This is a genomic window from Rhodanobacter fulvus Jip2, assembly GCF_000264315.1.
In the GTDB taxonomy this organism is placed as follows: Bacteria; Pseudomonadota; Gammaproteobacteria; order Xanthomonadales; family Rhodanobacteraceae; genus Rhodanobacter; species Rhodanobacter fulvus.
Genome location: NZ_AJXU01000059.1, coordinates 1 through 23,175, shown reverse-complemented (window position 1 = coordinate 23,175; position 23,175 = coordinate 1). Strand labels below are relative to the sequence as shown.

Sequence of the window (23,175 nt, the reverse complement as noted above, 5' to 3'; positions counted from 1 at the left end):
GCATCGCGCACAGGGTGCGCTCCTACCCGTAGGGGCTGGGCCAGCCGTTTCCTGAAAAACGTTTGTACTGCCATTGATACTGCGCAAACGCCTGCTCCACACAGGCCTCCACACCGCGGTTGAGTGCGCGGCAGGCGACTGCCGGATTCGCGTCGTCGAGTTGCTCGGGCGCCGGGCGCAGATGGATACGATAGCCCGCACCCCGCGGCAAGCGCTCGGCGAAGGCAAACAGCACGGTGGCGCCGGTGCGCGCGGCCAGCCGCGGCAGCAGCACCATCGTCAGCGCGTCACGACCGAAGAACGGCACCGCCTGTCCCTCGCCCGCGCGCGGTTTCTGGTCGGGCAGGATGCCCACCGTGCCGCCCGCGGCCAGTCGCTTGTACAGCGCACGCACACCCGCGCCATCGGCGCGCACCTGCTCGGGTGCCAGCGCACCGCGCACCCTGCGCAGCAGCGCCTCGATCGCCGCGATCCGCGGCGGACGGTAGAGAATGGCCAGCGGCATCTTGCTGCCCAGCCAGTAGTTGAGCAGTTCCCAGCAGCCCAGGTGCGGCGCGGCGATGATCACCCCCTTGCCCGCCGCCAGCGCCGCATCGAGCAGCGCCTCGCCACGCACCTCGCGGATCAGGCCCAGCGAACGCTGCGCGCCGCTGCCCCAGATCTTGATGATCTCGGTCACCGACTTGCCGCTCTCCATCATCACGTCGCGCAGCAATGCCGCCTGTGCCGCGTCATCGAGTTGTGGCCGCGCGATGCGCAGGTTCACCGCGGTGTTGTGCGCCGTGCGGCCGCCACGCCACAACAGCAGCCGTCCCAACAGCGCACCGGCGCCATGCAATAACCGCAGCGGCAGCAGCGCGAGCAAACGCAGCACGAGATAGAGAAGGTAGACGTCGGGACGCATCGGCGAAGTTTACGTGAGGCCGCCGCGGAATCCTTCTGCCGGAGAGGCACCGGCATCTGCCGACAGTCTTCCGCCGCCCCCGCCGGCGCCGTAAGCTGTGCGCTTCCCGCTACGCCGAGCCCTCATGATTGCCCTGATCCAGCGCGTCCTGTCCGCCGAAGTCGAGGTCGAGCAGGAATGCGTCGGCGCCATCGGGCCCGGCCTGCTGGCGCTGGTGGCGGTGCAGCCGGACGACGGCGAGGCCCAGGCGCGGCGCATGCTGGAACGCCTGCTCGGCTACCGCGTTTTCGCCGACGACGCCGGCCGCATGAATCGCTCGCTGACCGATACCGGTGGCGGCCTGTTGCTAGTCAGCCAGTTCACCCTGGCCGCCGACACCCGTTCCGGCATGCGGCCAAGCTTTACTTCCGCCGCGTCGCCGGACCACGCCCGGCATTGGTTCGACCGGCTGCTGGAGCTGGCGCGCGCCGCGCACCCGGGGGTGGAAACCGGCCGCTTCGGTGCCCATATGGTGATCCGGCTGGTCAACGATGGCCCGGTGACGTTCCGGCTCGATACCGGCTGATGCGAGGCCTGCGCCGTGTGGCGTAAAACCACGCAAGGCCCCGATCTGGCGCGCTTTTTGCGTGGCCTGTCCTGATGATTTCTCACTTGCAAACTGGTCAAAAAAGCAGCATATCGCTATAATGTCCGGTTCTTGAACCCCGCGGTGGTCGGTTAATGAATAGCAAAGCTCCCCACGAGCAACAGTCGGAAATCAAAGCGCTCATCTCCAAGGGTCTGGAGCAGGGCTATTTGACGTACGCCGAAATCAACGACCACCTGCCCGACGACGTCGTCGACCCGGAGCAGATCGAAGACATCATGGCGGTGCTCAAGGGCGTCGGCATCGAAGTCCATGACGCCGCGCCCGACACCGACACCATCGCCGACGGCGCCGCCCCCGGCAACACCTCCGGCGACGACGAAGCCGCCGCCGAGGAAGCCGTGGCGCTGCTCTCCGCCGTCGACGCCGAAGTGGGCCGCACTACCGATCCGGTGCGCATGTACATGCGCGAGATGGGCACGGTCGAACTGCTGACGCGCGAAGGCGAGATCGCCATCGCCAAGCGCATCGAGGAAGGCCTGGGCCAGGTACAGACCGCGCTGGCCAGCTTCCCGCTGACCATCGAGCTGCTGCTGGAAGAGTACGACCAGCACCTGGACGGCAAGCGCCGCCTCAGCGAGATCCTGGCCGGCTTCCTCGACCTGGAAGAAGCCGCCGACCTCGCCCGCAAGGAAAAGGAAGCCGCCGCCGCACTGCTGCCCGAGCCCGATCCCAACGACGACTCCGAAGGCGACGACGATGACGCCGAAGAGGAAGAGGAAGAGGCCGGCCCGACCGGACCGGATCCGGAAGAGGTCAAGCGCCGCATGGAGTTGCTGCGCGACTACTACGCCAAGTTCCAGAAGGCCGCGCCCAAGGCCGACAGCATTCTCGACAAGAAGATCGTGAAGCTGCGCGATCAGATGGCCGAGGAATTCCTGAAGCTCAAGCTGCCCAGCGCGCTGATCGACGGCTTCGTGCGCAAGCTGCGCGAAGTCGTGGGCGACATCCGCCATCACGAGCGCGCGCTGATGGACATCTTCGTCAAGCAGGTGAAGATGCCCAAGACCGAGTTCATCAAGACCTTCCCCAGCAACGAGGGCAACCTCGAATGGGCGGCCGAGTTGAGCCGCAAGCGCCAGAAGTGGTCGCCGAACGTGAAGACCCACCGCGAGGCGATCGACGCCGAGCAGGAGAAGCTGGCCGCGATCGAGCGCAAGCTGTTTCTGCCGCTGATCGACATCAAGGACATCAACCGCGCCATGGCCAGCGGTGAGGCGCGCGCGCGCCGCGCCAAGAAGGAAATGGTCGAGGCCAACCTGCGCCTGGTGATCTCGATCGCCAAGAAGTACACCAACCGCGGCCTGCAGTTCCTGGACCTGATCCAGGAGGGCAACATCGGCCTGATGAAGGCCGTCGACAAGTTCGAATACCGCCGCGGCTACAAGTTCTCGACCTACGCCACCTGGTGGATCCGCCAGGCGATCACCCGCTCGATCGCCGACCAGGCGCGCACCATCCGCATCCCGGTGCACATGATCGAGACGATCAACAAGTTGAACCGCATTTCCCGCCAGATGCTGCAGCAGTTCGGCCGCGAGGCCACGCCGGAAGAACTGGCCAAGGAAATGGAGATGCCCGAGGACAAGATCCGCAAGGTGCTGAAGATCGCCAAGGAGCCCATTTCGATGGAGACCCCGATCGGCGACGACGAGGATTCGCACCTGGGCGATTTCATCGAGGACGGCAACGCCAGCTCGCCGATCGATTCGGCGACGGAAACCGGCCTGATGGAAACCGTGCGCGACGTGCTCGGCGGCCTCACCCCGCGCGAGGCGAAGGTGCTGCGCATGCGCTTCGGTATCGACATGAATACCGATCACACCTTGGAGGAAGTCGGCAAGCAGTTCGACGTCACCCGCGAGCGCATTCGCCAGATAGAGGCCAAGGCGCTGCGCAAGCTGCGCCATCCCAGCCGCTCGGAGCAGCTGCGCTCGTTCCTCGACGTGGAATAAGCGCTACCGCGCCATCAACGAAATGCCCCGCCAAGTGCGGGGCTTTCTCGTTGGGCCGGAGCTTTTTGTGGGAGCGGCTTCAGCCGCGATACCCTTTTTCACCCAACCTGCAAAAGCATCGCGACTGAAGTCGCTCCCACAGCAAAGGTCAATCCCACGCCAGGCGGTACCACGCCGACAAGGTGGCGCCGGGCTCGAGCTGTTGCGCCGAGCCAAGGTTGAACGCATCGGGCGGGCCGCTCTGCGGTTCGACGCAGGTGGCGTGCGCCGGCTGGTCGTAGACCACCCAGTGATCGCAACTCGACGTCAGCCGCAATTGCTGCGGCCCGCGCGCCAGCACGACCGGCTGCTCGTTGATGAAGCAATCGTCCCACGGGCCCGGCGGCGGCTCGGCCAGCGGCAGGGTGGCCATGCCGTCGGCGTCGCGGGGGTAGTAACGCGATGGCTGGAAGTCGAGGCGATCGGGTTTCAGGAACCACGGATGCCAGCCCAGGGTGGCCGGCATGGCCTGCTCCCCGGCGGTCACCGACAGCGTCATGTGCAATGCCCGCTCGCGCGCCTCGATGCGCTGGTGGGCACGGCCGCCGAACGGCCAGCGGTGGTCGCGCGGCAGCGGCAGCGACAGCTCCACATGCGTGGCCGAGTGCTCGTCCACCTGCCACGGCAGCAGCAGCGCCACGCCGTGGATGGCGTGATCGCCCAGGTTCACCGGCAACTGGCGCGGGCCGTGGAAATCGAATTTCCCGTGCCGTACGCGACCGGCCCACGGCAGCATGGGAAAGCTGCCCCAGGCGATCGCCGTCTGGTTCTGCGGACTGTAATCCGCCAGCCAGGCGACGCCATCGAACATCACCTGCGCCACGCGCCCGCCGGCGACCGGCGCGATATCGACCGACAACGGCCCACGCCCGATCCGCAGCAGCGGCCCCGGCGCAAGCTCGGCAGTGACGTCGATATCCGACGGCTTTGCCTGCTCAGGCGCCATACGGGTGCAGCGTCACGATGCGGCCCTGCTCGTCGTGCTGCAGCTCCGTCATCTTGATCGAGCGCAGATGCGTCACCCCGCCGGACAACAAGGCGTCGTGATAGAACAGGTACCACTTGTCGCCGAACGCGCAGGTCGAATGGTGTGTCGTCCAGCCCACCACCGGGGACAGGATGCGGCCCTGGTAGGTGAACGGCCCGTAAGGGTTGTCACTGGTGGCGTAGCACAGGAAATGCGTGTTGCCGGTGGAATAGGACAGGTAGTACGTGCCCTTGTAGCGATGCATCCACGGCCCTTCGAAATAGCGCCGGTCGTGGTCGCCCGCCAGCAGCGGTTTGCCGTGTTCGTCGAGGATCACGATTTCGCGCGGCGCTTCGGCGAAGCCGGTCATGGCCGCGTCGAGCCGGGCCACGCGCGGCCCCAGGGCGGGTTCGTCCGCCGCCGGCTCCTCGTTTGCCTCGGCGTAGGTGTTGTTGCGGTATTTCTGCAGCTGCCCACCCCAGAGACCGCCGAAGTACATGTAGTGATCGCCATCCTCGTCGCCGAAGACCGCCGGGTCGATGGAGTAGCTGCCTTCGATCGCCTGCGGCTCGGGCTTGAACGGGCCTTCCGGGCGGTCGCCCACGGCCACGCCGATCTGGAAGATGCCGTCGGGGCGCTTGGCCGGGAAATAGAGGTAGTACTTGCCGTTCTTGCGCGCGGCATCCGGCGCCCACATCTGGCGCTCGGCCCAGGGCACATCCTTCACGTGCAGGGCCACGCCGCAATCGACCGCCTCGCTGTCGGGAGATGCCATGCGGAAGACGTGATAGTCCTCCATGCAGAAGTGGTCGCCGTTGTCGTTGAACGGCACGCCGCCCTCGACGTCGTGCGACGGGTAGATGTAGATCGCCCCGTCGAACACATGCGCGGACGGATCGGCGGTGTAGATCTGCGTGACCAGCGGCTGGGAGATCGCCCGTGCGGTCAGCGCCTGCACTTCGGCCGGAGTGGGGTTTTCCGGCACGCCGGAAACCTCATCGGTGGAATGGTTCGACATCAGACTGCCTCCTCGGCCAATCGCCGACGCTCCGCGAGCTCGCGTTCAATGCGCGACTCCATCGGCTTGTTGATTTTGTACAGGAACAGCAGCCCCACGCAGACCAGGAACGGCAGCGCGGCGTAAAGGCTGACCGACAGGCGGATGCCATCGACCGTGGCGGCGGACTGGGTCGCCGCGCCGGCCAGGTAGCCGTAGTGGGCGAGGATGCCGGCAACCAGCGCGCCGCCGATGCTCAGGCCCAGCTTCAGACCGCACAGCATGGCCGAGAAGATGATCGCGGTGGCCCGGCGGTTGTTCTTCCACTCCGAGTAGTCGGCCACGTCGGCGGTCATCGCCCACAGCAGCGGGATGGTGATGCCGTAGAAGAAACCGTGCAGGATCTGCGCGACGAACACCAGCCCGATCCGGTCCGGCGGAAAGGCCAGGAACGCCAGCAGGAACAACGTGGAGACGAACAGCGCCGCGCCGAACACGTCGCGCTTGCCGAAACGGTCGGCCAGCCGCTTGGAGAAGCCGATGCCGACGATCATGAAGATGATGCCGCCGGCGTTGAACAGGCTGAACGCCGAGGTCGCCGGGTCTTCCGGCCACTGGAACTTGGTCAGGCCCATGCCGGTGAGCATCGCGTTGAGTCCGTCGATGAACCGGTTGAAGCCGATGTGGTGCAGGAACGCCGCCAGCGCCGGTTCGTCCAGGTAGTACTCGAAGTAGTAGACGTAGGTGCCGCCCTTCAGCGCCAGGGTGGTGAACACCATGACGGTCAGCAGCAGCATGACCATCCACGGACGGTTGCCGGCCAGGTCGGTCAGATCCTGGCGGACGCTGGATTTCTGCTCCGGCGCCGGGACGATGCGCTCGCGGGTGGTGAAGAAGGTGATCAGCAAGAACACCGTGCCGACCCCCGCGAACAGCAACATCGCATTGTGGAAGCCCTGCACCTTGTCGCCGCCGCCGAGGATCAGCACCAGCGGAAGCAGCAGCGACTGCACCATCAGCTGAGCAATCATCACCGCCACGAAGCGATAGGACGACATGCTGTTGCGCTCGGCCATGCTGCCGGTCAGCACGCCGCTGAGCGCCGAGTACGGCAGGTTGCTGGCCGCGTAGACCATCACCAGCAGGGTGTAGGTCGTGGCCGCGTAGAAGACCTTGCCGCCCGGCCCCAGGTCGGGCGTGCTGAAGGCCAGCAGCGCCAGTGCGCCGAACGGGATTGCGGTCCACAGGATCCACGGCCGGAATTTGCCCCAGCGCGTATGGGTGCGGTCGGCCAGCAGCGCCACCAGCGGGGTGAACACGAACGCCCCCAGCAAGCCGACGACGAAGATGATCTTGGCCGCCGTGCCGGCGGGAATGCCGAAGACGTCGGTATAGAAGAAGGCCAGGAACGTGATCAACGTCTGGAAGATCAGGTTGGCGGCCAGGTCGCCCAGGCTGTACCCGACTTTTTCCGTGACCGAAAGCCGGTCGGTGGCGCTACGCGTGGTGGTGGATGGCTTCATGATGGACCGCTTCCGCGCTGTCGCGCCTTAAGAGGAGTGTCACGCCACCTTCGCCCGCTGCCTGGCGACCGCCGTGATGCATGCCTGGCGGCGCGACGAGCGGCGAGCAATCGATGTCGCACATGTGACGGCCCGCTCGATGCGTCTGCGTCGGGTGGGCCGCCGGTATCACTGCCGCCAATCTACGGCATGGCGGTTTGTTGCGTCAGAAAGTATCGAGTACCGGCAGGGTAAAACCATCAGCCCCGCGCCACGGCGGCGGGGTCTGCGATGGATACTTGCACCGAATTTCCCCGTCCAGTCCTGATATTTGTTTTTATTGTCGAGGGGTCCGTGCCGTCCACCGCGCACGGCGGGCCACCCTGATCGTTTCAAAAAGATAGCGCTAACACTAGCACCCCGCACGCTGCAAAGCAGCATTCGACGGAGGTGGTCGGATGTGGCATAAAGCGGTAAAACAAGCAGTTGGGTGAGGGTAGACTTCCACGGACGGTACAGCGGCAGCGACCTGCCCGATGGGGCGCTGTTTTCACTGGTAGCGCTATCACCGTCAGGATGACGCTGGGCCGGCTTGATGGGCACACACCAGACCGCCCATCAACCACGACGCGCCGTCATCGCGGCCGGCCTATCGCCAAGGGGATCGACATGAACGCCATCGACGCTGCCACCACGCCGCCCGGGAAAGGGGGCCGATACCGCTGGCGCGTCTGCGCGCTGCTGCTGGCCGCCACCACGCTCAACTACATCGACCGCCAGGTGCTTGGCGTGCTGGCGCCGTTCCTGCAAAACCAGATCGGCTGGAACGAGATCGAGTACGGCTACATCGTCACCGCGTTCCAGTGCGCCTATGCCATCGGCCTGTTGTGCGCCGGCGCGATCATCGACCGTTTCGGCACGCGCATCGGCTACGCCCTGTCCATCGGCATCTGGAGCCTGGCGGCGATGAGCCACACGCTGGCCGCCAGCGTGCTGGGGTTTGCGCTGGCCCGGTTCGCGCTGGGCCTGGGCGAGGCCGGCAACTTCCCGGCCGCGATCAAGACCGTGGCCGAATGGTTTCCGCGACGCGAGCGCGCACTGGCCACCGGCATCTTCAACTCGGGTTCCAATATCGGCGCCATCGTGGCGCCGATGGTGGTACCCGTCATCGCGGTGGCGTGGGGTTGGCAGGCGGCGTTCCTGTTTACCGGCGTGCTCAGCGCCACTTGGCTGGCCACGTGGCTGCTGACCTACCGGACGCCGGAGCGGCAGCCCAAGTTGTCGCCGGCCGAACTGGCCTATATCCAGAGCGATCCCGCCGAGCCGATCACCCGCGTGCCGTGGGCAACCATCCTGCACCATCGTCAGGCGTGGGCGTTCATCGTCGGCAAGTTCATGACCGATCCGATCTGGTGGTTCCTGCTGTTCTGGCTACCCAAGTTCCTGCACAGCACGTACGGCCTGTCCCTGCTGGAACTGGGCCTGCCGCTGATCGCGATCTACGTGACCGCCGACGTCGGCAGCATCGCCGGCGGCTGGCTGGCCGGTTACCTGATCCGTCGGGGCTGGAGCGCCAACCGCGCCCGCAAGGGCGCGATGCTGGCCTGCGCCCTGTGCGTGGTGCCCATCGTGTTTGCCGCCAATGCCAGCCACATGTGGGTGGCGGTGGCGTTGATCGGGCTGGCAACGGCCGGCCACCAGGGCTGGTCGGCCAACCTGTTCACGCTGGCCTCGGATCTGTTTCCGCGCCGCGCGGTGGCTTCGGTGGTCGGTATCGGCGGTTTCGCCGGCGCGGTCGGCGGCATGATGATCGCCACGTTCGCCGGCTTCCTGCTGCAGGCCACCGGCAGCTACGTGCCGTTGTTCATCATGGCCGGCTCGGCCTATCTGCTCGCCCTGCTGGCCGTGCACGCGCTGGCCCCGCGCCTGCAGCCGGCGGCCCTCGGCACCAACTCTTGATCCCCCAGCTCGTCGGAGAGGGCCCATGAAAATGATCGAAACCTTCCTGGCTAGTCTGTGGCGCAACGAGGAGCGTTCGTGTCTGGTCGACAATCGCAGTCAGGAGCGGCCAGCGACGTTGCCTCTGCACGGTTGCGTGCGCGGCGTCGAAGGCGCTGCAAAATGAGCGGGCGGGGCCTTGTCTTCGCGGTTGTCGCGCTGCTGGCGGGCACCAACGTCCATGCGGCCACCGGCTGCACGCAGCCAGCGGCCGTGTGCGCCCACGCGGTGCCCGGCGCCGCCACTTTGATCAAGGCCAATACGCCAGCGACCATCGTGGCCGATGCGCAGGATTACCCCGGCGTATTGCGCGCCGCACACGACCTGCAATCGGATCTTTCCTCGGTGGCGGGTGCGCAAGCGACGTTCACCACCGACACGCCGGCAGCCGGTCGCGCCGCGATCATCATCGGCACGCTGGGCCACAGCCCGCGCATCGACCGCATCGTGCGCGACAAACGCCTCGACGTGAGCGGCGTGACCGGCCGCTGGGAGGCGTACGCCTTGCAGGTGGTCGAGCATCCCGAACCGGGTATCGACCGCGCGCTGCTGATCATCGGCGCCGACAAGCGCGGCACGATTTTCGGCATCTACGAATTGTCGCGTCGGATCGGCGTATCGCCGTGGACGTGGTGGGCCGACGTGCCGGTGCCGCACCGCGCGGCGCTGTACGCAGCGCCCGGGCGCTTCGTCGATGCACCGGTGGTGCGTTACCGCGGCATCTTCATCAACGACGAGGAGCCCGCGCTCGGCGGCTTCGCGCGGGCCAAGTTCGGTGGCTTCAACCACACGTTCTACGCCCATGTCTTCGAGCTGATCCTGCGCCTGAAGGGCAACACCTTGTGGCCGGCGATGTGGGGCAGCGCGTTCGCCGATGACGACGCCGAGAATCCCGTGCTGGCCGACCGTTACGGCGTGGTGATCGGCACCTCGCACCACGAACCGCTGATGCGCGCCCACGCCGAGTGGGAACGCTACGGCCATGGGCCCTGGGATTATTCGAAGAACGCCGAGGCGTTGCGCAAGTTCTGGCGCGGCGGCATCGAGCGCATGGATCACCACGAAAGCCTGGTCACCGTGGGCATGCGCGGCGACGGCGACGAGCCGATGACCCAGGGCACCGCCATCGGCCTGCTCGAACGCATCGTCACCGACCAGCGCAAGATCATCGCCGACGTCACCGGCAAGCCGGCCGAGCAGGCGCCGCAGGTGTGGGCGCTGTACAAGGAAGTGCAGGATTATTTCGACGCCGGCATGCGCGTACCCGACGACGTGACGCTGCTGTTTGCCGACGACAACTGGGGCAACCTGCGCCGCGTGCCGAAGCTTGGCGACAAGCGCGCCGGCGGCTACGGCATCTACTACCACTTCGATTACGTGGGCGGGCCGCGCAACTACAAGTGGATCGCCAGCAGCCAGATCGAGCGCACCTGGGAACAGATGCGGCTGGCTTCGGCGTATGGCGCCAACCAGTTGTGGATCGCCAACGTGGGCGACATCAAGCCACTGGAATTCCCGCTCAGCTTCTTCCTCGACCTGGCGTGGAACCCGCAAGCGATGACGTTGCAGCGATTGGACGGCTATGCCGCCAACTGGGCCGCCCGGCAGTTCGGCACCGACCACGCCGCCGAGATCGGCGAGCTGCTGACCCGCTACACGCAGTACAACGCGCGCCGCAAACCGGAGCTGCTGTCGCCGGACACCTTCAGCCTTACGAACTACCACGAGGCCGAGCGCGTGCTGGCCGACTGGCAGGCGCTGGCGGACAAGGCGCAGCGCATCGGCAAGGCACTGGGCAGCACATATCACGACGCGTATTACGAACTGGTCGAATACCCGATCCTGGCCAGCGCCAACCTCAACGCGCTGTACGTGGCGGTGGCGCGCAACCGGCTGTACGCGCAGCAGGGTCGCGCCTCGGCCAACGCGTGGGCGAAGGAGGCCGAGCGCCTGTTCGCGCGCGATGCGGAACTGGCGCGCGTCTACGAGCAGGACATCGCCGGCGGCAAGTGGCCGCACATGATGTCGCAGACGCATATCGGCTACACCTATTGGCAACAGCCCGAGCGCAACGTGATGCCGGCGCTGTCGCGGGTGGATGTGCCGGCGCGTGGCGTGATGGGCGTGGCGATCGAAGGTGACGCGCATGCGTTGCCGCAAGTCGCCCAACGCGCGCAGCTGGCGCCGCTGGAGTCGTACGGCGCCACGTCGCAGGAAGTGGTGGTGTTCAATCGCGGCGGCGCGCCGTTCACCTTCGAGGCGAAGCCGTCGCAGCCGTGGTTGCGGGTCACGCCGGCCAGCGGCAAGGTCACCGACGCCAGCAAGCTGCGGCTGGACGTGGACTGGAAAGCGGTGCCGCCGGGTACCCACGCCGCCGAACTGTATGTGCGCGGCAGCGACGGCGCCGAGGTGCACATCGACGTGCCCGTGCGGCGCGATGACACGCGCATGAGCGGCTTCATCGAGAGTCGTGGCGTCGTCGCCATCGAGGCCGCGCACTATGCGCGCAAGGTCGACGGCGACGGCGTGCAGTGGACCACGATCCCCAACCTGGGCCGCACGCTTTCCGCCGTCACTGCCTTGCCGGCCACGGCGCCGGGCAGCGCTGCCGATGGCAACGGTCCGCGACTGGAATACCCCGTGTGGCTGCAACGCGATGGCAAGGTGGACGTGCGTGTCACCGTGTCGCCCACGCTCGATTTCCGCGGCGGCGACGGCCTGCGTTTCGGCGTCTCGCTCGGTGACGAAAAGCCGCAGATCGTGACGATCAAGCTCGACCCCACGCCAGGCGATGCGGATTTCATGGCCTGGAGCAAGGCCGTGGCCGACAGCGTGGACGTCGTGGTGTCGCAGCACCAGGCCAGGGCCGGCGCGCAGACGCTGACGCTGTGGCGCATCGACCCGGGCGTGGTGTTCCAGCGCATCGAGATCGTGCGTGGCCCGCTGCGCGACAGTTATCTCGGCGCGCCCGAAAGCCTCCACCGTTGATCACGCCTCCGTTCTCCCCCTTGCGAGGAGAATGGAGCCACTCCCCACTGCTGATATGCCATCGCCATGAGCCTTGCCGGAAACTCCTCCCAGTCAACGCCGCTCGTCCTGGACGAGAACCGCCTGTTCGCCTCCGACCCCGTGCAGCGCGCCATCGCCCGCCGCCTGTACGCGCAAGTGACGCAGCTGCCCATCGTCAGCCCGCATGGCCACACCGACCCGTCATGGTTTGCCGGCAATGCGCCGTTCGCCAACGCCGCCGAACTGTTGCTGGTGCCGGATCACTACGTGTTCCGCATGCTCTACAGCCAGGGCATTTCGCTGGATGCGCTGGGCATTCCCCACGCGGACGGCTCGCGCGCCAAGGTGGACCCGCGCGAAGCCTGGCGTCTGCTGGCAAAGAACTTCCACCTGTTTCGCGGCACGCCGTCGTCGATGTGGCTGAACCATGTTTTCCACGAGGTGTTCGGCCTGCGCGTGAAGCTGGACGCCGGCACCGCCGATCATTATTTCGATCACATCACCGACGCACTGCAGACGTCGGCCTTCCTGCCGCGCGCGCTGTTCGAGCGCTTCAACATCGAGGTGATCGCCACCACCGAGTCGCCGCTCAACGCGCTGGAGCATCACGCCACCATCCGCGACAGCGGCTGGTCCGGCCGCGTCATCACCGCCTACCGGCCCGACCCGGTGATCGATCCGGAACACGAGCAGTTCCCCAGCGCGCTGCAGTACTTCGGCGAGCTCACCGGTGAAGACGTCCATACGTGGGAAGGCTATCTGCGCGCGCATCGCCAGCGCCGCGCGTTCTTCGCCTCGATGGGCGCCACCTCCACCGACCACGGCCATCCCGACTGCACCACCGCGGATCTTCCGGTCGACGAGGCGCGCAAGCTGTTCGGCAAGATCGTGCGCGGCCAGTTCACGCCGGCCGAGGCGGCCACCTTCCGCGGCCAGATGCTCACCGAGATGGCCGCGATGAGCCTGGACGACGGCCTGGTGATGCAGCTGCACCCCGGCTCGTTCCGCAACCACAACCAGCGCCTGTTCGAGACCTTCGGCCGCGACAAGGGCGCCGACATCCCGGTACGCACCGAGTATGTGCACGCGCTCAAGCCGCTGCTCGACCGCTTCGGCAACGAGCCCAACTTCCGCCTGATCCTGTTCACCCTGGACGAAAGCACCTACGCGCGCGAACTGGGCCCGCTGGCCGGCCATTACCCGTGCCTGCTGCTGGGCCCCGCCTGGTGGTTCCACGACGCGCCCGAAGGCATGTGGCGCTTCCGCGAACAGACCTTGAGCACCGCCGGCTTCTACAACACCGTCGGCTTCAACGACGACACCCGCGCCTTCCTGTCCATCCCCGCCCGCCACGACGTGGCCCGCCGCATCGACTGCGCCTTTCTGGCCAAGCTGGTGGCGGAGCATCGGCTGGACGAGGACGAGGCGGCGGCGGTGGCGGTGGATCTGGCCTACCGGCTGCCGAAGCAGGCGTACAAGCTTTAGAACGCAGGGGCCGCTGCCTGTTCGTGCAGCTCGATCGGGATTCGGCGGCCCTCGCCCGTCATGACTCAACCAAGGCGCAGAGACATGTTGAAAACTCTTTGGTGGATGGTGGGCGCAGCAGCCCTCGTTCTTGGAGCACAAGCACAAGCGCAGCAGGCCACCCTGGCTCCCACGCCGCCGATGGGCTGGAACAGCTGGGATTCCTACGGCCTGACCATCGACGAGTCGCAATACCGCGCCAACGTGGACGTGCTGGCGAAGCGGCTGAAAGCGGCCGGCTACCAGTACGCCGTGGTGGATGAGGGCTGGTATCTGGCAAACCCGCAGGACGCGTCCCAACCCGAGAAGTTGCACTACCGCATCGATGCCAACGGCCGTTACGAACCCGCGCTCAACCGCTTTGCCACGGCGAAGGGGACGACAGGTTTCAAGCCGCTGGCCGACTACGTCCACGCGCAGGGACTGAAGTTCGGCATCCACATCATCCGCGGCATCACCAAGCAGGCCGTGGCCGGCAACCTGCCGATCGCGGGCAGCGCGTTCCACGCCGTCGATGCGGCGGACACCGGCGACACCTGCCCGTGGAATCCCGACAACTTCGGCGTGAAGGACAACGCCGCGGGCCAGGCCTGGTACGACGCGCTGATGCGGCAGTACGCCCGCTGGGACGTGGACTACATCAAGGTCGACTGCATCGCCTCGCATCCGTACAAGGGCGACGAGATCCGCATGATCCACCGCGCCATCGTGAAAACGGGGCGGCCCATGATCCTGAGTCTTTCACCCGGCCCCGCGCCGCTGGAAAAGGCTGCGGAGCTCGGCCGGAACGCACAGCTCTGGCGCATCTCCAACGACGTCTGGGACCACTGGCAAGACAACGGCGAGTGGTCGCAGAACGTGAAGGCGCAGTTCGCCGTGATCGCCAGCTGGGCCAGCCACGTAAAGCCGGGCAACTGGCCCGACGCCGACATGCTTCCGCTGGGCTGGCTCGGCCCGGTGCCCGGCGACGGCAAACCGAGGACCACGCGGCTGACCCGCGACGAACAGCGCACCCTGGTGACACTGTGGTCCATCGCCCGCTCGCCACTGTTCTTCGGCGGCAACCTCACCAGACTGGATGACTGGACCCAGGCGCTGCTGACCAATCCCGCGGTGATCGCGATGGACCAGCGCGGCGAAGGCCAGCGGTTCGCCGTACAGGATGGGGCGGTGATCGCCTGGACGACCCACGCCGACGGCGCGGACTACCTGGCGCTGTTCAACACCGGCGATTCGGCAACTACGGTGAAAGCCGGATTTGCGAAGTACGGGCTTGCGGATGGCAACTATTCCGTGAGCGACGTCTGGGGTGCGAGGAACCTGGGCAAGCTGGCCGCAGTGAATCACGCGGTCGCCGCACACGGCGTCTTGCTGTTGGAGTTGCGCCGGTGAAGACCCGACGGCCCCAGGTTCACTCCCTGACGCCCCTCTTGCCACCATTTTTGCGGGCAGCAAAACCCCTGCAGGAGCGTCCCCTGTGCGCGATTCTTGTATCCGGTGTATCGAAATTTCCAAAGCAGGAGCTTTCGTCCTTCTTCGGAGGGCGAGCCGCAGCACGGCCCGTCAGGTTATGTTTCATTAACAAACTATGTAGTACAGTAAAGCCCATGTCGTGAGACAACACTCCCACCGCATGACCCGGATCCCCCTCCGGTTTCATGCATACAAAGATGGACTCCCCCGAAACCCGCAGACTCCCCCTCTGCGGGTTTCTTTATGCGCCACTGTCAGCGACCTGTCCGACACCCGGCCACGCACCGGCGAGCACGCACAACGCCTGCGATGCCGCTCGCGTGTGAGGTTGTCGCGCCCACGGGAAAGCCGACCGAATCGCGCCGAGCGGCTTTGTTTTTCAGCGGATGAATGCGTCAAAGTCCGCGAAGGAAACCGCTTCCGGTGGTTTCCTTCTATCGCGCGTCCGGCACATAGCGGGACACGCTCACATGAAACAGTCACTTGCCTGACTGCTTCATGCCCAGCCATCCCTGGCCGGGCCGAGAGCTTGAAAAAATCGCAACCTCTCAGTCGTTCGCAACATCCAGCCCGCGACGTTCGAGCAACGGCTGGATTTTCGGCTCCTGGCCGGTGAAGTCATGGAACAGCGCCAATGCATCCTTGCTGCCGCCCTGCGACAGCAGGGTCTGGCGGAAGCGATCGCCGTTGGCGCGGGTCAGCCCGCCGTTGGCCTTGATCCATTGCACCGTGTTCGCGTCCAGCACTTCGGACCAGATGTAGGCGTAATAGCCGGCTGCGTAGCCGCCCATGATGTGGCTGAAGTACGGCGTGCGATAACGCGGCGGTACCGGCGTGTAATCGGTGCCGTTCGTCTTCAGCGCAGCTGCCTCGAACGCCATCACGCCGTCGGCGGCGGGGATCTTGTCGGCGCCGATCTGGTGCCAACTCTGGTCGAGCATCGCCGCGCCCAGGTACTCGGTGGTGGCGAAGCCCTGGTTGAACTTCGAGCTGGCCAGCACCTTGTCTAGCAGCGCCTTCGGCATCGGCTCGCCGGTCTGGTAATGCTTCGCATAATTGGCCAGCACGCTCGGCCAGTCGGACCACATCTCGTTCACCTGCGACGGGAATTCGACAAAGTCGCGCGGCACGCTGGTGCCGCTGAAATACGGGTATTCCACGTTCGAGAACATGCCGTGCAGCGCATGGCCGAACTCGTGGAACGCGGTGGTCACCTCGTCCCAGGTCAGCAGGGTCGGGCCATTGGCCGGCTTGGTGATGTTGAGGTGGTTGGCGACGATCGGCAGATTGCCGGTCAGCGCCGACTGGTCGACGTAGGAGTTCATCCAGGCGCCGCCGCGCTTGGACGGGCGCGCATACATGTCGGCCAGGAAGATCGCCAGCTGCTTGCCGTCGGCATCGAACACGTCATACACCAGCACGTCCGGGTGGTAGACCGGCAGGTCGGTGCGTTGCTTGAAGCTGAGCCCGTAGAGCTGGCCGGCGGCGTAGAACACGCCGTTCTCAAGCACGTTCTTCATCTCCAGATACGGCTTCAGCTGGCTCTCGTCGAAGTTGTATTTCTCGGCGCGCACCTTCTCGGTGTAATACGCCCAGTCCCACGGTTCCAGCTGGAACGTCGGCTCGCCCTTCGCCGCCTGCTCCTTGTCGATCATCGACTGCAATGCCGCGCCCTCGCGTTTCGCGTTGGCCACGGCCGGCGGCGCCAGCTGGGTCAGCATGGCGTTGACCGCTTCGGGCGTTTTCGCCGTTTCGTCGGCCAGCACGTAGGCGGCGTAGGTGGGATAGCCGAGCATCGTCGCCTTCTCCGCGCGCAGCTTCAGCACCTGCGACACGATGGCGGTGTTGTCGTATGGGTTGCCGCGGCTGCCGCGCGCCACCGAGGTCTTGTGCAGGCGCTCGCGCAGGGCGCGGTTCTGCAACTGCGCTTCCGGCGGCTGGCCGGTGGTGTTGAGCAGGGCGATCACGTATTTGCCGTCCAGGCCCTTCTCCTTCGCTGCCGCCGCGGCCGCGGCGATCTGTTCGTCGGTGAGGCCGGCGAGCTCTTCCTTCGTGTCCACCACCACGGCCGATTCGTTGACCTCGGCCAGCACGTTCTGGCTGAACTGCGTGCCCAGCCTGGCCTGCTCGCCGTTGATGGTCTTCAGCCGCGCCTTGTCGGCCTCGGACAGCTTGGCGCCGGCACGCACGAAATCGGTGTGGTAACGCTCGATCAGGCGCACGCCCTCGGCGTCCAGGCCCAGGCTGTCGCGCGTGTCGTACAGCTTCTGGACGCGCTCGAACAGTTTCGGGTTCAGCGCGATCGCATCGCGATGCGCGGCCAGCTTCGGCGCGTACTCGGCCTGGATCGCCTTGCGTGCATCGTTGGTGTCCACGCCGACCAGACTGAAGAACACGGTCGAAGTGCGGCTCAGGATCTGCCCGGATTTCTCCAGCGCGATGATGGTGTTGTCGAACGTCGGCGCCTCGGCACTGTCGACGATCGCCGCCACTTCCTTCAGCTGATCGGCCATGCCGCGGTCGAAACCGGGCGCGAAATCACTGTCCTTGATCTTGTCGAACTGCGGGTAATGCAGCGGCAGCGGACTTTCAGCGAAAAACGGATTGCTGCTTTCGGTTGCGACTGCCGGGCTCTGCGCCTGGGACGTGGCGGATTCGTTCTTGCCGGATTCTGTATCGGTACAGGCGGCCACGGAGCCGGACAGGGCAATGGCCAGGGCCAGCGCGACGGGATGCTTCATGAGGGACTCTCGACGTGGGCAAACTCCGATCGTACCCAATGCGCCCGCTGATCACCCATGACTAAAGGCATGAAATCAAGGAGTCAGGTCCAGCAACGTTGCGTTTGCAGATTGGCACCGGCTTCGGGGTCCATTTCACACGGTCGGGCGTGGGTCTCTTCGCAAACGCTGGGGCTCGCCCACCATCGGCGGCCCGGCGGTCACCGCCGGCGGCGTCATCTTCATCGGCGCGTCGATGGACGCCAAGGTACGCGCCTATTCGCTGGCAACCGGCGAAGAGCTCTGGTCCGACCAGGCGCAGGCTCCGGCGGTCGCCAATCCCGCGGTTTACGAATACAAGGGACGCGAGTACGTGGCCTTCGTGGCCGGCGGCAACACCATCCTGAAAGACCAGGTCGGCGACCAGATCGTGGTGTATGCGCTGCCGCAGGACTAGCGCGGCCGCGCCACTAGTGGCCGGCGAACAACTCCACCACGCTGCGCGGCGTGCTCTCGCCAAAGAAGCGCCGATGATTGCTGGCCGTTTGGCGCGCAACGGACGCGCTGCGCGGAAACAAGGCCCGCTCATACGTGGTCAATGCCGCTTCGATGTCGCCGGGATGATCGCGAATCGCCAGGCCCAGTTCGGCACCGTCAAGGATGGCCAGGTTGGCGCCCTCGCCCGCAAACGGCGACATCAGGTGGGCGGCGTCGCCCACCAGCGTGACGCCGGCGACGCGATTCCACCGATGGTCCACGGGCAAGGCATGGATGGGCCGCACGATGGGTGCCGTATCGCTGTCGGTCACCAGGGTCCGCAGTTCGCTGGCCCAGCCGTCGAATTCGTCGGCGAGCCGGCGCAGCGCCGCGGGCTTCTGGCTGAAGTCGATCGCGTCGAACCACGCCATCGGCTGGTTCAGGGCAACGTAGGCTTGCAGCGCACCGTTCGCGTAGCGGTGCGCCAGGATGCCCCTGCCCGGCTCGACCGCCATCAAGGTGCCGCTGCCGATGGCGTTCGCGCTGGCCTGGTAGCGGGTGTCGCCATCGAAGAGGTGCGTCTCGACGAAGGTCGTGCCGATGTACGCGGGCACCGCGGCGGACAGCAGCGGGCGCACCCGCGACCAGGCGCCATCGGCCCCGACCAGCAGATCCGCCGTGGCCGTCGAGCCGTCCGCGAAGACAAGTTGATGCGTTCCGTCGGTGCGGCGGCAGGCCTGCTTGAGCTTTCGACCCCATTGAATGGCGCCGGCGGGAAGCGACTCGATCAACAGGCGACGAAGCGCACCGCGGTCGACTTCCGGCTTGGCGCTGCTGCCCGAACCCGGTTGGTCGAGCAGCACCTGTCCGTGCTTGTCCATCACACGCTTGGCATCCTCGCCCGGTAGCGCGAGGGCGAGAAAGGCCTCGTACAGGCCCGCCGCTTTCAGGCCGAGCTGGCCGTTGTATTCGTGGATGTCGAGCAAGCCGCCCTGCGCCCGCGCATCGGGGGAAGACTCCGCCTCATGCACCGTGGCGGAAATGCCGTTGACGTGCAGCACGCGCGCAAGCGTCAGCCCGCCAAGGCCGGCACCGACGATGGCGATGCGCGGATAGGTCGACGCAGGGGATGGATGAAGTTCGTTGTTCACAGCGCGCTCCAATGACTGCGACCGCGCGGTTCGATCCGCGACGGTTCACAGCAAGCTCCGACCTATGTCGGGGGAAACGCTGGCCGACCCAGCTCGACTGCATGGGTGGCGTGTGTGCGGTCGTCCGGTCTTGCGATTTGCTTCCCGACCGGACAGCCGTTTTTCGCGATGGTTGAGGGATGCACTATCGCACAAGGCGATTAAAGGCCCGAGATGGAAGGAAGTTTGGTTGGCTATCCGGTTTTGATGCGCTCAGTGGTCAGCCAGGGATATGTGGGCGCCGAAAAGCGGCTCAGGGACTATTTACAGCTCCGTGTCTGTATGAAAATTGCCCTGACACCATTTCGCTTAACGCTTGAGTTGAGCGGCGGCGGAGCCGTCCGCCTCGAACGAGTGGTTAGGGTTCATGGCGAAAATGTCTGTAGCTCGATTGCCATATTGCGGTAAAAGTCAATTGCTAGCCGTATTGCTTCTGTTGCCGATGGCGGGAGCATCTTGCCAAGATGTTGTTCCGGCGCGGGGATCGTCTCCGCACGATTGCCACTCCCTATAATGAAGCTGTCCAAGCTGAGAGTGCCATGAGAAGACTGCATCTCGATGCCGGCGACTAGCTGATCGGCGCGTGAGGGAAAGTGGCCTGCCTTTACCTTGTCAAAAAATTCGTCTTCTGTTGAAACACCGAAGGCCTTGAAGATCAGTCTCCTAGTAGCCTCGTATTGGTTCGGGGCACCAAATTGAAGGATTCTGGCAGTTTCCGGAAACACTATCTGGAACTCCATATGCTTCATGTCCGGACGCCACTTAACGAGTGCGTCATGTGCCTCGGAACGTCGAGCATTCCAAATGTAGCGAAGCAATGGGTCAGTTTCTCGCAGTTCGTTTAGGCTGTCTCTCCACGACAGTGCACCCAATTTTTTTGCTGCGTCGACTAAAGACTGATGTATCGAGTCAAGCAGTAGAAGAACGGAGACAAATGTACGCTCTACGTCCTCAATCCGGTCGACCTTTCCGTACTCCAGCATATTTTGATAATACAAATCACACCAGCCAAGCCACTTGGACGACTTAGCAACAAACTCTTGGGCTCGGTCGGAATCTTTCAAAGGAAGCCTAACGCTTGAGTTAAGTGGCGGCGAAGCCGTCCGCCTTGAATGAATTGTTAGCGCGCACTTTACGCATACGCCAACGCGAGTGCCGCTTTGTGCTCCACGGTCATATGTTCAAGCAGCGACCGCAACCAATCCAATAGCGCTTCCCAGTTGTTGAGCGAAAAGACTCGAACTCCGTAGCGGTTGGATACGTCCAGCCGACCATCACTTACAATAGACGACATGGGTTGATCAACGATGATGGCATCGACGTAGGGCCCGTAGAACGAAATGTGATCTACGTCTTGGAACAGGCCTGAAAGCCTGCGCTTTGCCTCATCTGGTTTGGTGTACGCCCCATTCTTGACTTGTTCACGCAGGACCGCAAACATCCTGGCCGAAATCCAATGATGAGGGATACTAGCGAAATGCTTTGATGCGAAGAAACCCCTGACCAGCGAAATTTTGGAAGCTAAGTCTTGCTCGTCTGGGAGCACTTCAAGCATGTGCTGGACTACCATTGACATGATCGGCGAATCAAAGTTGGCGCTGTAGTCTCCGGAGACTATACGCGATACATAGTCGAGATAGAACTTAATGTAGAACTTGCCAGCATCTGTAAGTTCTAAATTAACGTGATCTTGAAACGAGGAGCCACCATTCCGCCAGCTCGGAAAGGCGTCATCTACTAATTGATCAATGCTTTCAGCTTTGAGCTTTCTAATCAGCTCTACATCGCCGCGATAGGATCCAACTTCGATGCGGAAATAGCTCTCCCACTGATTTATGTCGGAGCTTAGTGCTGTTTTGCGACGGACTTGAAACTCATCAGCCTTGCCTTTTGTGAAGGCTAAAAATGCTTGAATTACTTGGTCACGTTCTACGCTATATGATGGTTCAAACTCATGACCTCTGGAGGTAGCCTTGATGAACTTCATTAAGTCCTCCTTGGTCTTCCCATCGAAGCCTCTCCATTGAAACGTCTCGTTTTCATGGATTGACGAATACGGCGCCACAAGCAACTGGTTGGCTGCTGCTTTCTTTATGAGATCGGCAGCTTCCACGAATCTTGAATCCTTCTTGCGAAACGCACCACTGAAAAAGAACTGATCTAGATAGATCACCTTCTTAGAGAGACGAGGAAGCGGGATTTCTTCGGAATAAGCACATACCTTACAACCCCGCAGGACGTGATCGCGAGCGATGAGTACGTTACCGAAGGCGTCAGTCGCATTGCATGCAGGACAATTACCGATGACCCTAGTAACAAGCATTGCGATCCTCGCTGTGCGGGCGCTTGAGTTAAGCGGCGCGCGGCTTTTCGCGCGTCCGCTTGGGCGAATGGTTAGCCTTTGGAGCCATTCATGATGGCGGGCGGCGATGCCGTGATAGAGTTAAGTAGAAACATTCGGCTATAACCATCTAAAGTCGCGCCGTTCTTGAAGCCTGCCGGCCCCGCTACTGGAGTTCTTGGTGAAAGATCGTGTTTGCGACAGTCCGGCATGCACGCCCAAATCGTACCTTTGGGATAAGTCACCAAGATGGAGATTGGCGTCAGGTCTTTAAGCAAGTACCCGGAAGGAACGAGCTTCTCCTTCCCAATGTTCATCGGGTCTTGCATGGCATGAATGTTACCCATAAGGGCAACTACCTTCGCTTCGCGATGCTCTTTGACAAACCGTCGGATGCCGTTTGCAATTGCGACATTTCTTTCTAGCGTCGTGCCTGGCTGGTCATCAAAGGCAAATAGGTCAATTGCACGTCCATGCTCTTTGAGATCTCGGATAGCATCTATGAGCTCGAACATGGCCGCACTCGACCTTCCATCTCTGTCAGTTTTCCAAAACACGCTGCTCATAAGCTTTTCCCTGCTTGCGTTTGTACCGCGGCTGGCAAGATAGGCATCAATGAGAGGCTGATCGCGTGACGGAATTTCAAGGCCAATCGCTACTTCCTGGTGCTTTGAAAGAAAGCATGCCAGTTGTGCGATGAGCGCCGGCGTTTCTTTTGAACCGTGCATTTCCCCAAAAAGAAGCAGCTTGCCTCTCGGTAGACCATCAGGTTCGGAACAGTTCATGTGCCAAGCAGGCGGTTGAGCTGCGTAGCTACCCGCTGAAAATAAAAGGACGATGAGAAGTACGATGGCTTTGATCATGGTGGCTAACGCTGGAGTTAAGCGGCGGCGCAGCCGTCCGCCTTGAACGAACTGTTAGGCCGCGACCGCGCTGCCACTGAGGTGCTCGGTTTTGCGGCCCGCAAAAGAATCGAAGATCTGACGGTGGGCGTGGTATGACCACTGATCCTGCCGCTCATAGTAACCGGCGACCCAAGATTGCAGATTCTCCAGCATGCCGTCTTGAGTTTCTTTTGAGGCGTACTTGTGAGGCTCCCAAGGACGTTTGCGGTTGTGCTCTAGGCACGCCTCCAAGCCGGGGTTGAGGAACACAAGCTCGGTGCAATGATGGGATGCAGCTTGCACGAGCTCGCCGTAGCAGCCCTCGATGGCCCAGCGGGAGTGCTCGGATAGGAACGCAGCCAAGGATGCAGCGACCGTGTGAGCTGGAAGTTGGACTGCGATCTTGCCGGGCTCCCAGACGATGGAGTCGAGGTCGAGGTGGGCGAGCCCATGCTCCTCGGCCAATTGCTTAGCCAAGGTGCTTTTGCCAGAACCTGAGTTGCCGAAAACGAGAACTTTCATAGCGGCCTAAGGATGCTCTGATCTATT

At 63.8% G+C, this 23,175-nt stretch carries 17 protein-coding genes and 1 pseudogene; 8 read left to right on the top strand and 10 right to left on the bottom strand.

Annotated features, from left to right (window positions below; translation table 11 throughout):
* Nucleotides 1-22: 22 nt before the first annotated feature.
* On the bottom strand, nucleotides 23-904 hold the full coding sequence (locus UU9_RS13505) for an LpxL/LpxP family acyltransferase (RefSeq protein WP_007082320.1): 882 nt from the start codon (nucleotides 902-904) through the stop codon (nucleotides 23-25).
* Nucleotides 905-1,028: 124 nt separating this feature from the next.
* Between UU9_RS13505 and dtd the strand changes: the two genes are divergently transcribed.
* Together dtd and rpoD are read left to right on the top strand one after the other, a co-directional pair.
* Nucleotides 1,029-1,469 carry a D-aminoacyl-tRNA deacylase gene (dtd, locus tag UU9_RS13500; protein ID WP_007082319.1) on the top strand — a complete coding sequence of 147 codons (441 nt, stop codon included), beginning with the start codon at nucleotides 1,029-1,031 and terminating at the stop codon, nucleotides 1,467-1,469.
* Nucleotides 1,470-1,624: 155 nt separating this feature from the next.
* Nucleotides 1,625-3,505, top strand: coding sequence for an RNA polymerase sigma factor RpoD (rpoD, locus tag UU9_RS13495; protein WP_007082318.1), 1,881 nt, complete (start codon nucleotides 1,625-1,627; stop codon nucleotides 3,503-3,505).
* 148 nt (nucleotides 3,506-3,653) lie between these two features.
* Here the strand turns inward: rpoD and UU9_RS13490 are convergent, their stop codons facing one another.
* From UU9_RS13490 to UU9_RS13480, 3 genes are read right to left on the bottom strand one after another with little or no spacing between them, the layout of a single operon-like run.
* A complete protein-coding gene (locus UU9_RS13490) occupies nucleotides 3,654-4,490 on the bottom strand; it encodes an aldose epimerase family protein (protein ID WP_007082317.1) in 837 nt (278 codons plus the stop codon).
* The gene (locus UU9_RS13485) at nucleotides 4,480-5,496 is read right to left on the bottom strand and encodes a glycoside hydrolase family 43 protein (RefSeq protein ID WP_425476852.1); all 1,017 of its coding nucleotides are present in this window, start codon (nucleotides 5,494-5,496) and stop codon (nucleotides 4,480-4,482) included. The genes UU9_RS13490 and UU9_RS13485 overlap by 11 nt, the downstream gene beginning before the upstream one ends.
* Nucleotides 5,497-5,528: 32 nt before the next feature.
* Nucleotides 5,529-7,031 (bottom strand): MFS transporter, encoded by a 1,503-nt coding sequence (locus tag UU9_RS13480; protein WP_007082315.1) that lies wholly within the window; start codon nucleotides 7,029-7,031, stop codon nucleotides 5,529-5,531.
* 648 nt (nucleotides 7,032-7,679) lie between these two features.
* On the opposite strand from UU9_RS13480, the gene UU9_RS13475 reads away from it, so the two are divergent.
* The 5 genes from UU9_RS13475 to UU9_RS13460 all read left to right on the top strand — a co-directional run bounded on the left by UU9_RS13475 (nucleotide 7,680) and on the right by UU9_RS13460 (nucleotide 14,933).
* Nucleotides 7,680-8,969: an MFS transporter gene (locus tag UU9_RS13475; protein ID WP_007082314.1), complete on the top strand. Its 1,290-nt coding sequence runs from the start codon at nucleotides 7,680-7,682 to the stop codon at nucleotides 8,967-8,969.
* 25 nt (nucleotides 8,970-8,994) lie between these two features.
* Nucleotides 8,995-9,135 (top strand): hypothetical protein, encoded by a 141-nt coding sequence (locus UU9_RS18035; RefSeq protein WP_156804300.1) that lies wholly within the window; start codon nucleotides 8,995-8,997, stop codon nucleotides 9,133-9,135.
* Nucleotides 9,132-11,996 carry a glycosyl hydrolase 115 family protein gene (locus UU9_RS13470; protein WP_007082313.1) on the top strand — a complete coding sequence of 955 codons (2,865 nt, stop codon included), beginning with the start codon at nucleotides 9,132-9,134 and terminating at the stop codon, nucleotides 11,994-11,996. The genes UU9_RS18035 and UU9_RS13470 overlap by 4 nt, the downstream gene beginning before the upstream one ends.
* Nucleotides 11,997-12,062: 66 nt before the next feature.
* Nucleotides 12,063-13,502 (top strand): glucuronate isomerase, encoded by a 1,440-nt coding sequence (uxaC, locus tag UU9_RS13465; protein WP_007082312.1) that lies wholly within the window; start codon nucleotides 12,063-12,065, stop codon nucleotides 13,500-13,502.
* Nucleotides 13,503-13,586: 84 nt separating this feature from the next.
* The gene (locus tag UU9_RS13460) at nucleotides 13,587-14,933 is read left to right on the top strand and encodes a glycoside hydrolase family 27 protein (RefSeq protein WP_156804299.1); all 1,347 of its coding nucleotides are present in this window, start codon (nucleotides 13,587-13,589) and stop codon (nucleotides 14,931-14,933) included.
* 629 nt (nucleotides 14,934-15,562) lie between these two features.
* On the opposite strand, the gene UU9_RS13455 is transcribed toward UU9_RS13460, so the two are convergent.
* Complete coding sequence (locus UU9_RS13455) at nucleotides 15,563-17,755, bottom strand: M3 family metallopeptidase (protein ID WP_007082310.1); 2,193 nt, start codon at nucleotides 17,753-17,755, stop codon at nucleotides 15,563-15,565.
* A gap of 166 nt (nucleotides 17,756-17,921) precedes the next feature.
* Here UU9_RS13455 and UU9_RS13450 point away from each other — a divergent pair.
* Nucleotides 17,922-18,191 (top strand): annotated as a pseudogene (locus UU9_RS13450) (membrane-bound PQQ-dependent dehydrogenase, glucose/quinate/shikimate family); the annotation flags it as partial.
* A gap of 13 nt (nucleotides 18,192-18,204) precedes the next feature.
* Here the strand turns inward: UU9_RS13450 and UU9_RS13445 are convergent.
* The 5 genes from UU9_RS13445 to UU9_RS13430 form a co-directional block, all read right to left on the bottom strand.
* Complete coding sequence (locus tag UU9_RS13445) at nucleotides 18,205-19,362, bottom strand: FAD-dependent oxidoreductase (RefSeq protein WP_007082308.1); 1,158 nt, start codon at nucleotides 19,360-19,362, stop codon at nucleotides 18,205-18,207.
* 404 nt (nucleotides 19,363-19,766) lie between these two features.
* Nucleotides 19,767-20,465: a hypothetical protein gene (locus tag UU9_RS18030; RefSeq protein ID WP_156804298.1), complete on the bottom strand. Its 699-nt coding sequence runs from the start codon at nucleotides 20,463-20,465 to the stop codon at nucleotides 19,767-19,769.
* 68 nt (nucleotides 20,466-20,533) lie between these two features.
* Entirely contained in the window at nucleotides 20,534-21,724 is a 1,191-nt protein-coding gene (locus UU9_RS13435; protein ID WP_040671054.1) for a hypothetical protein, read from the bottom strand.
* Between the two features lie 71 nt (nucleotides 21,725-21,795).
* Complete coding sequence (locus UU9_RS18025) at nucleotides 21,796-22,605, bottom strand: TraB/GumN family protein (RefSeq protein WP_156804297.1); 810 nt, start codon at nucleotides 22,603-22,605, stop codon at nucleotides 21,796-21,798.
* A 54-nt stretch (nucleotides 22,606-22,659) separates the two neighbouring features.
* Entirely contained in the window at nucleotides 22,660-23,148 is a 489-nt protein-coding gene (locus tag UU9_RS13430; RefSeq protein WP_007082304.1) for a P-loop NTPase family protein, read from the bottom strand.
* Nucleotides 23,149-23,175 lie beyond the last annotated feature (27 nt).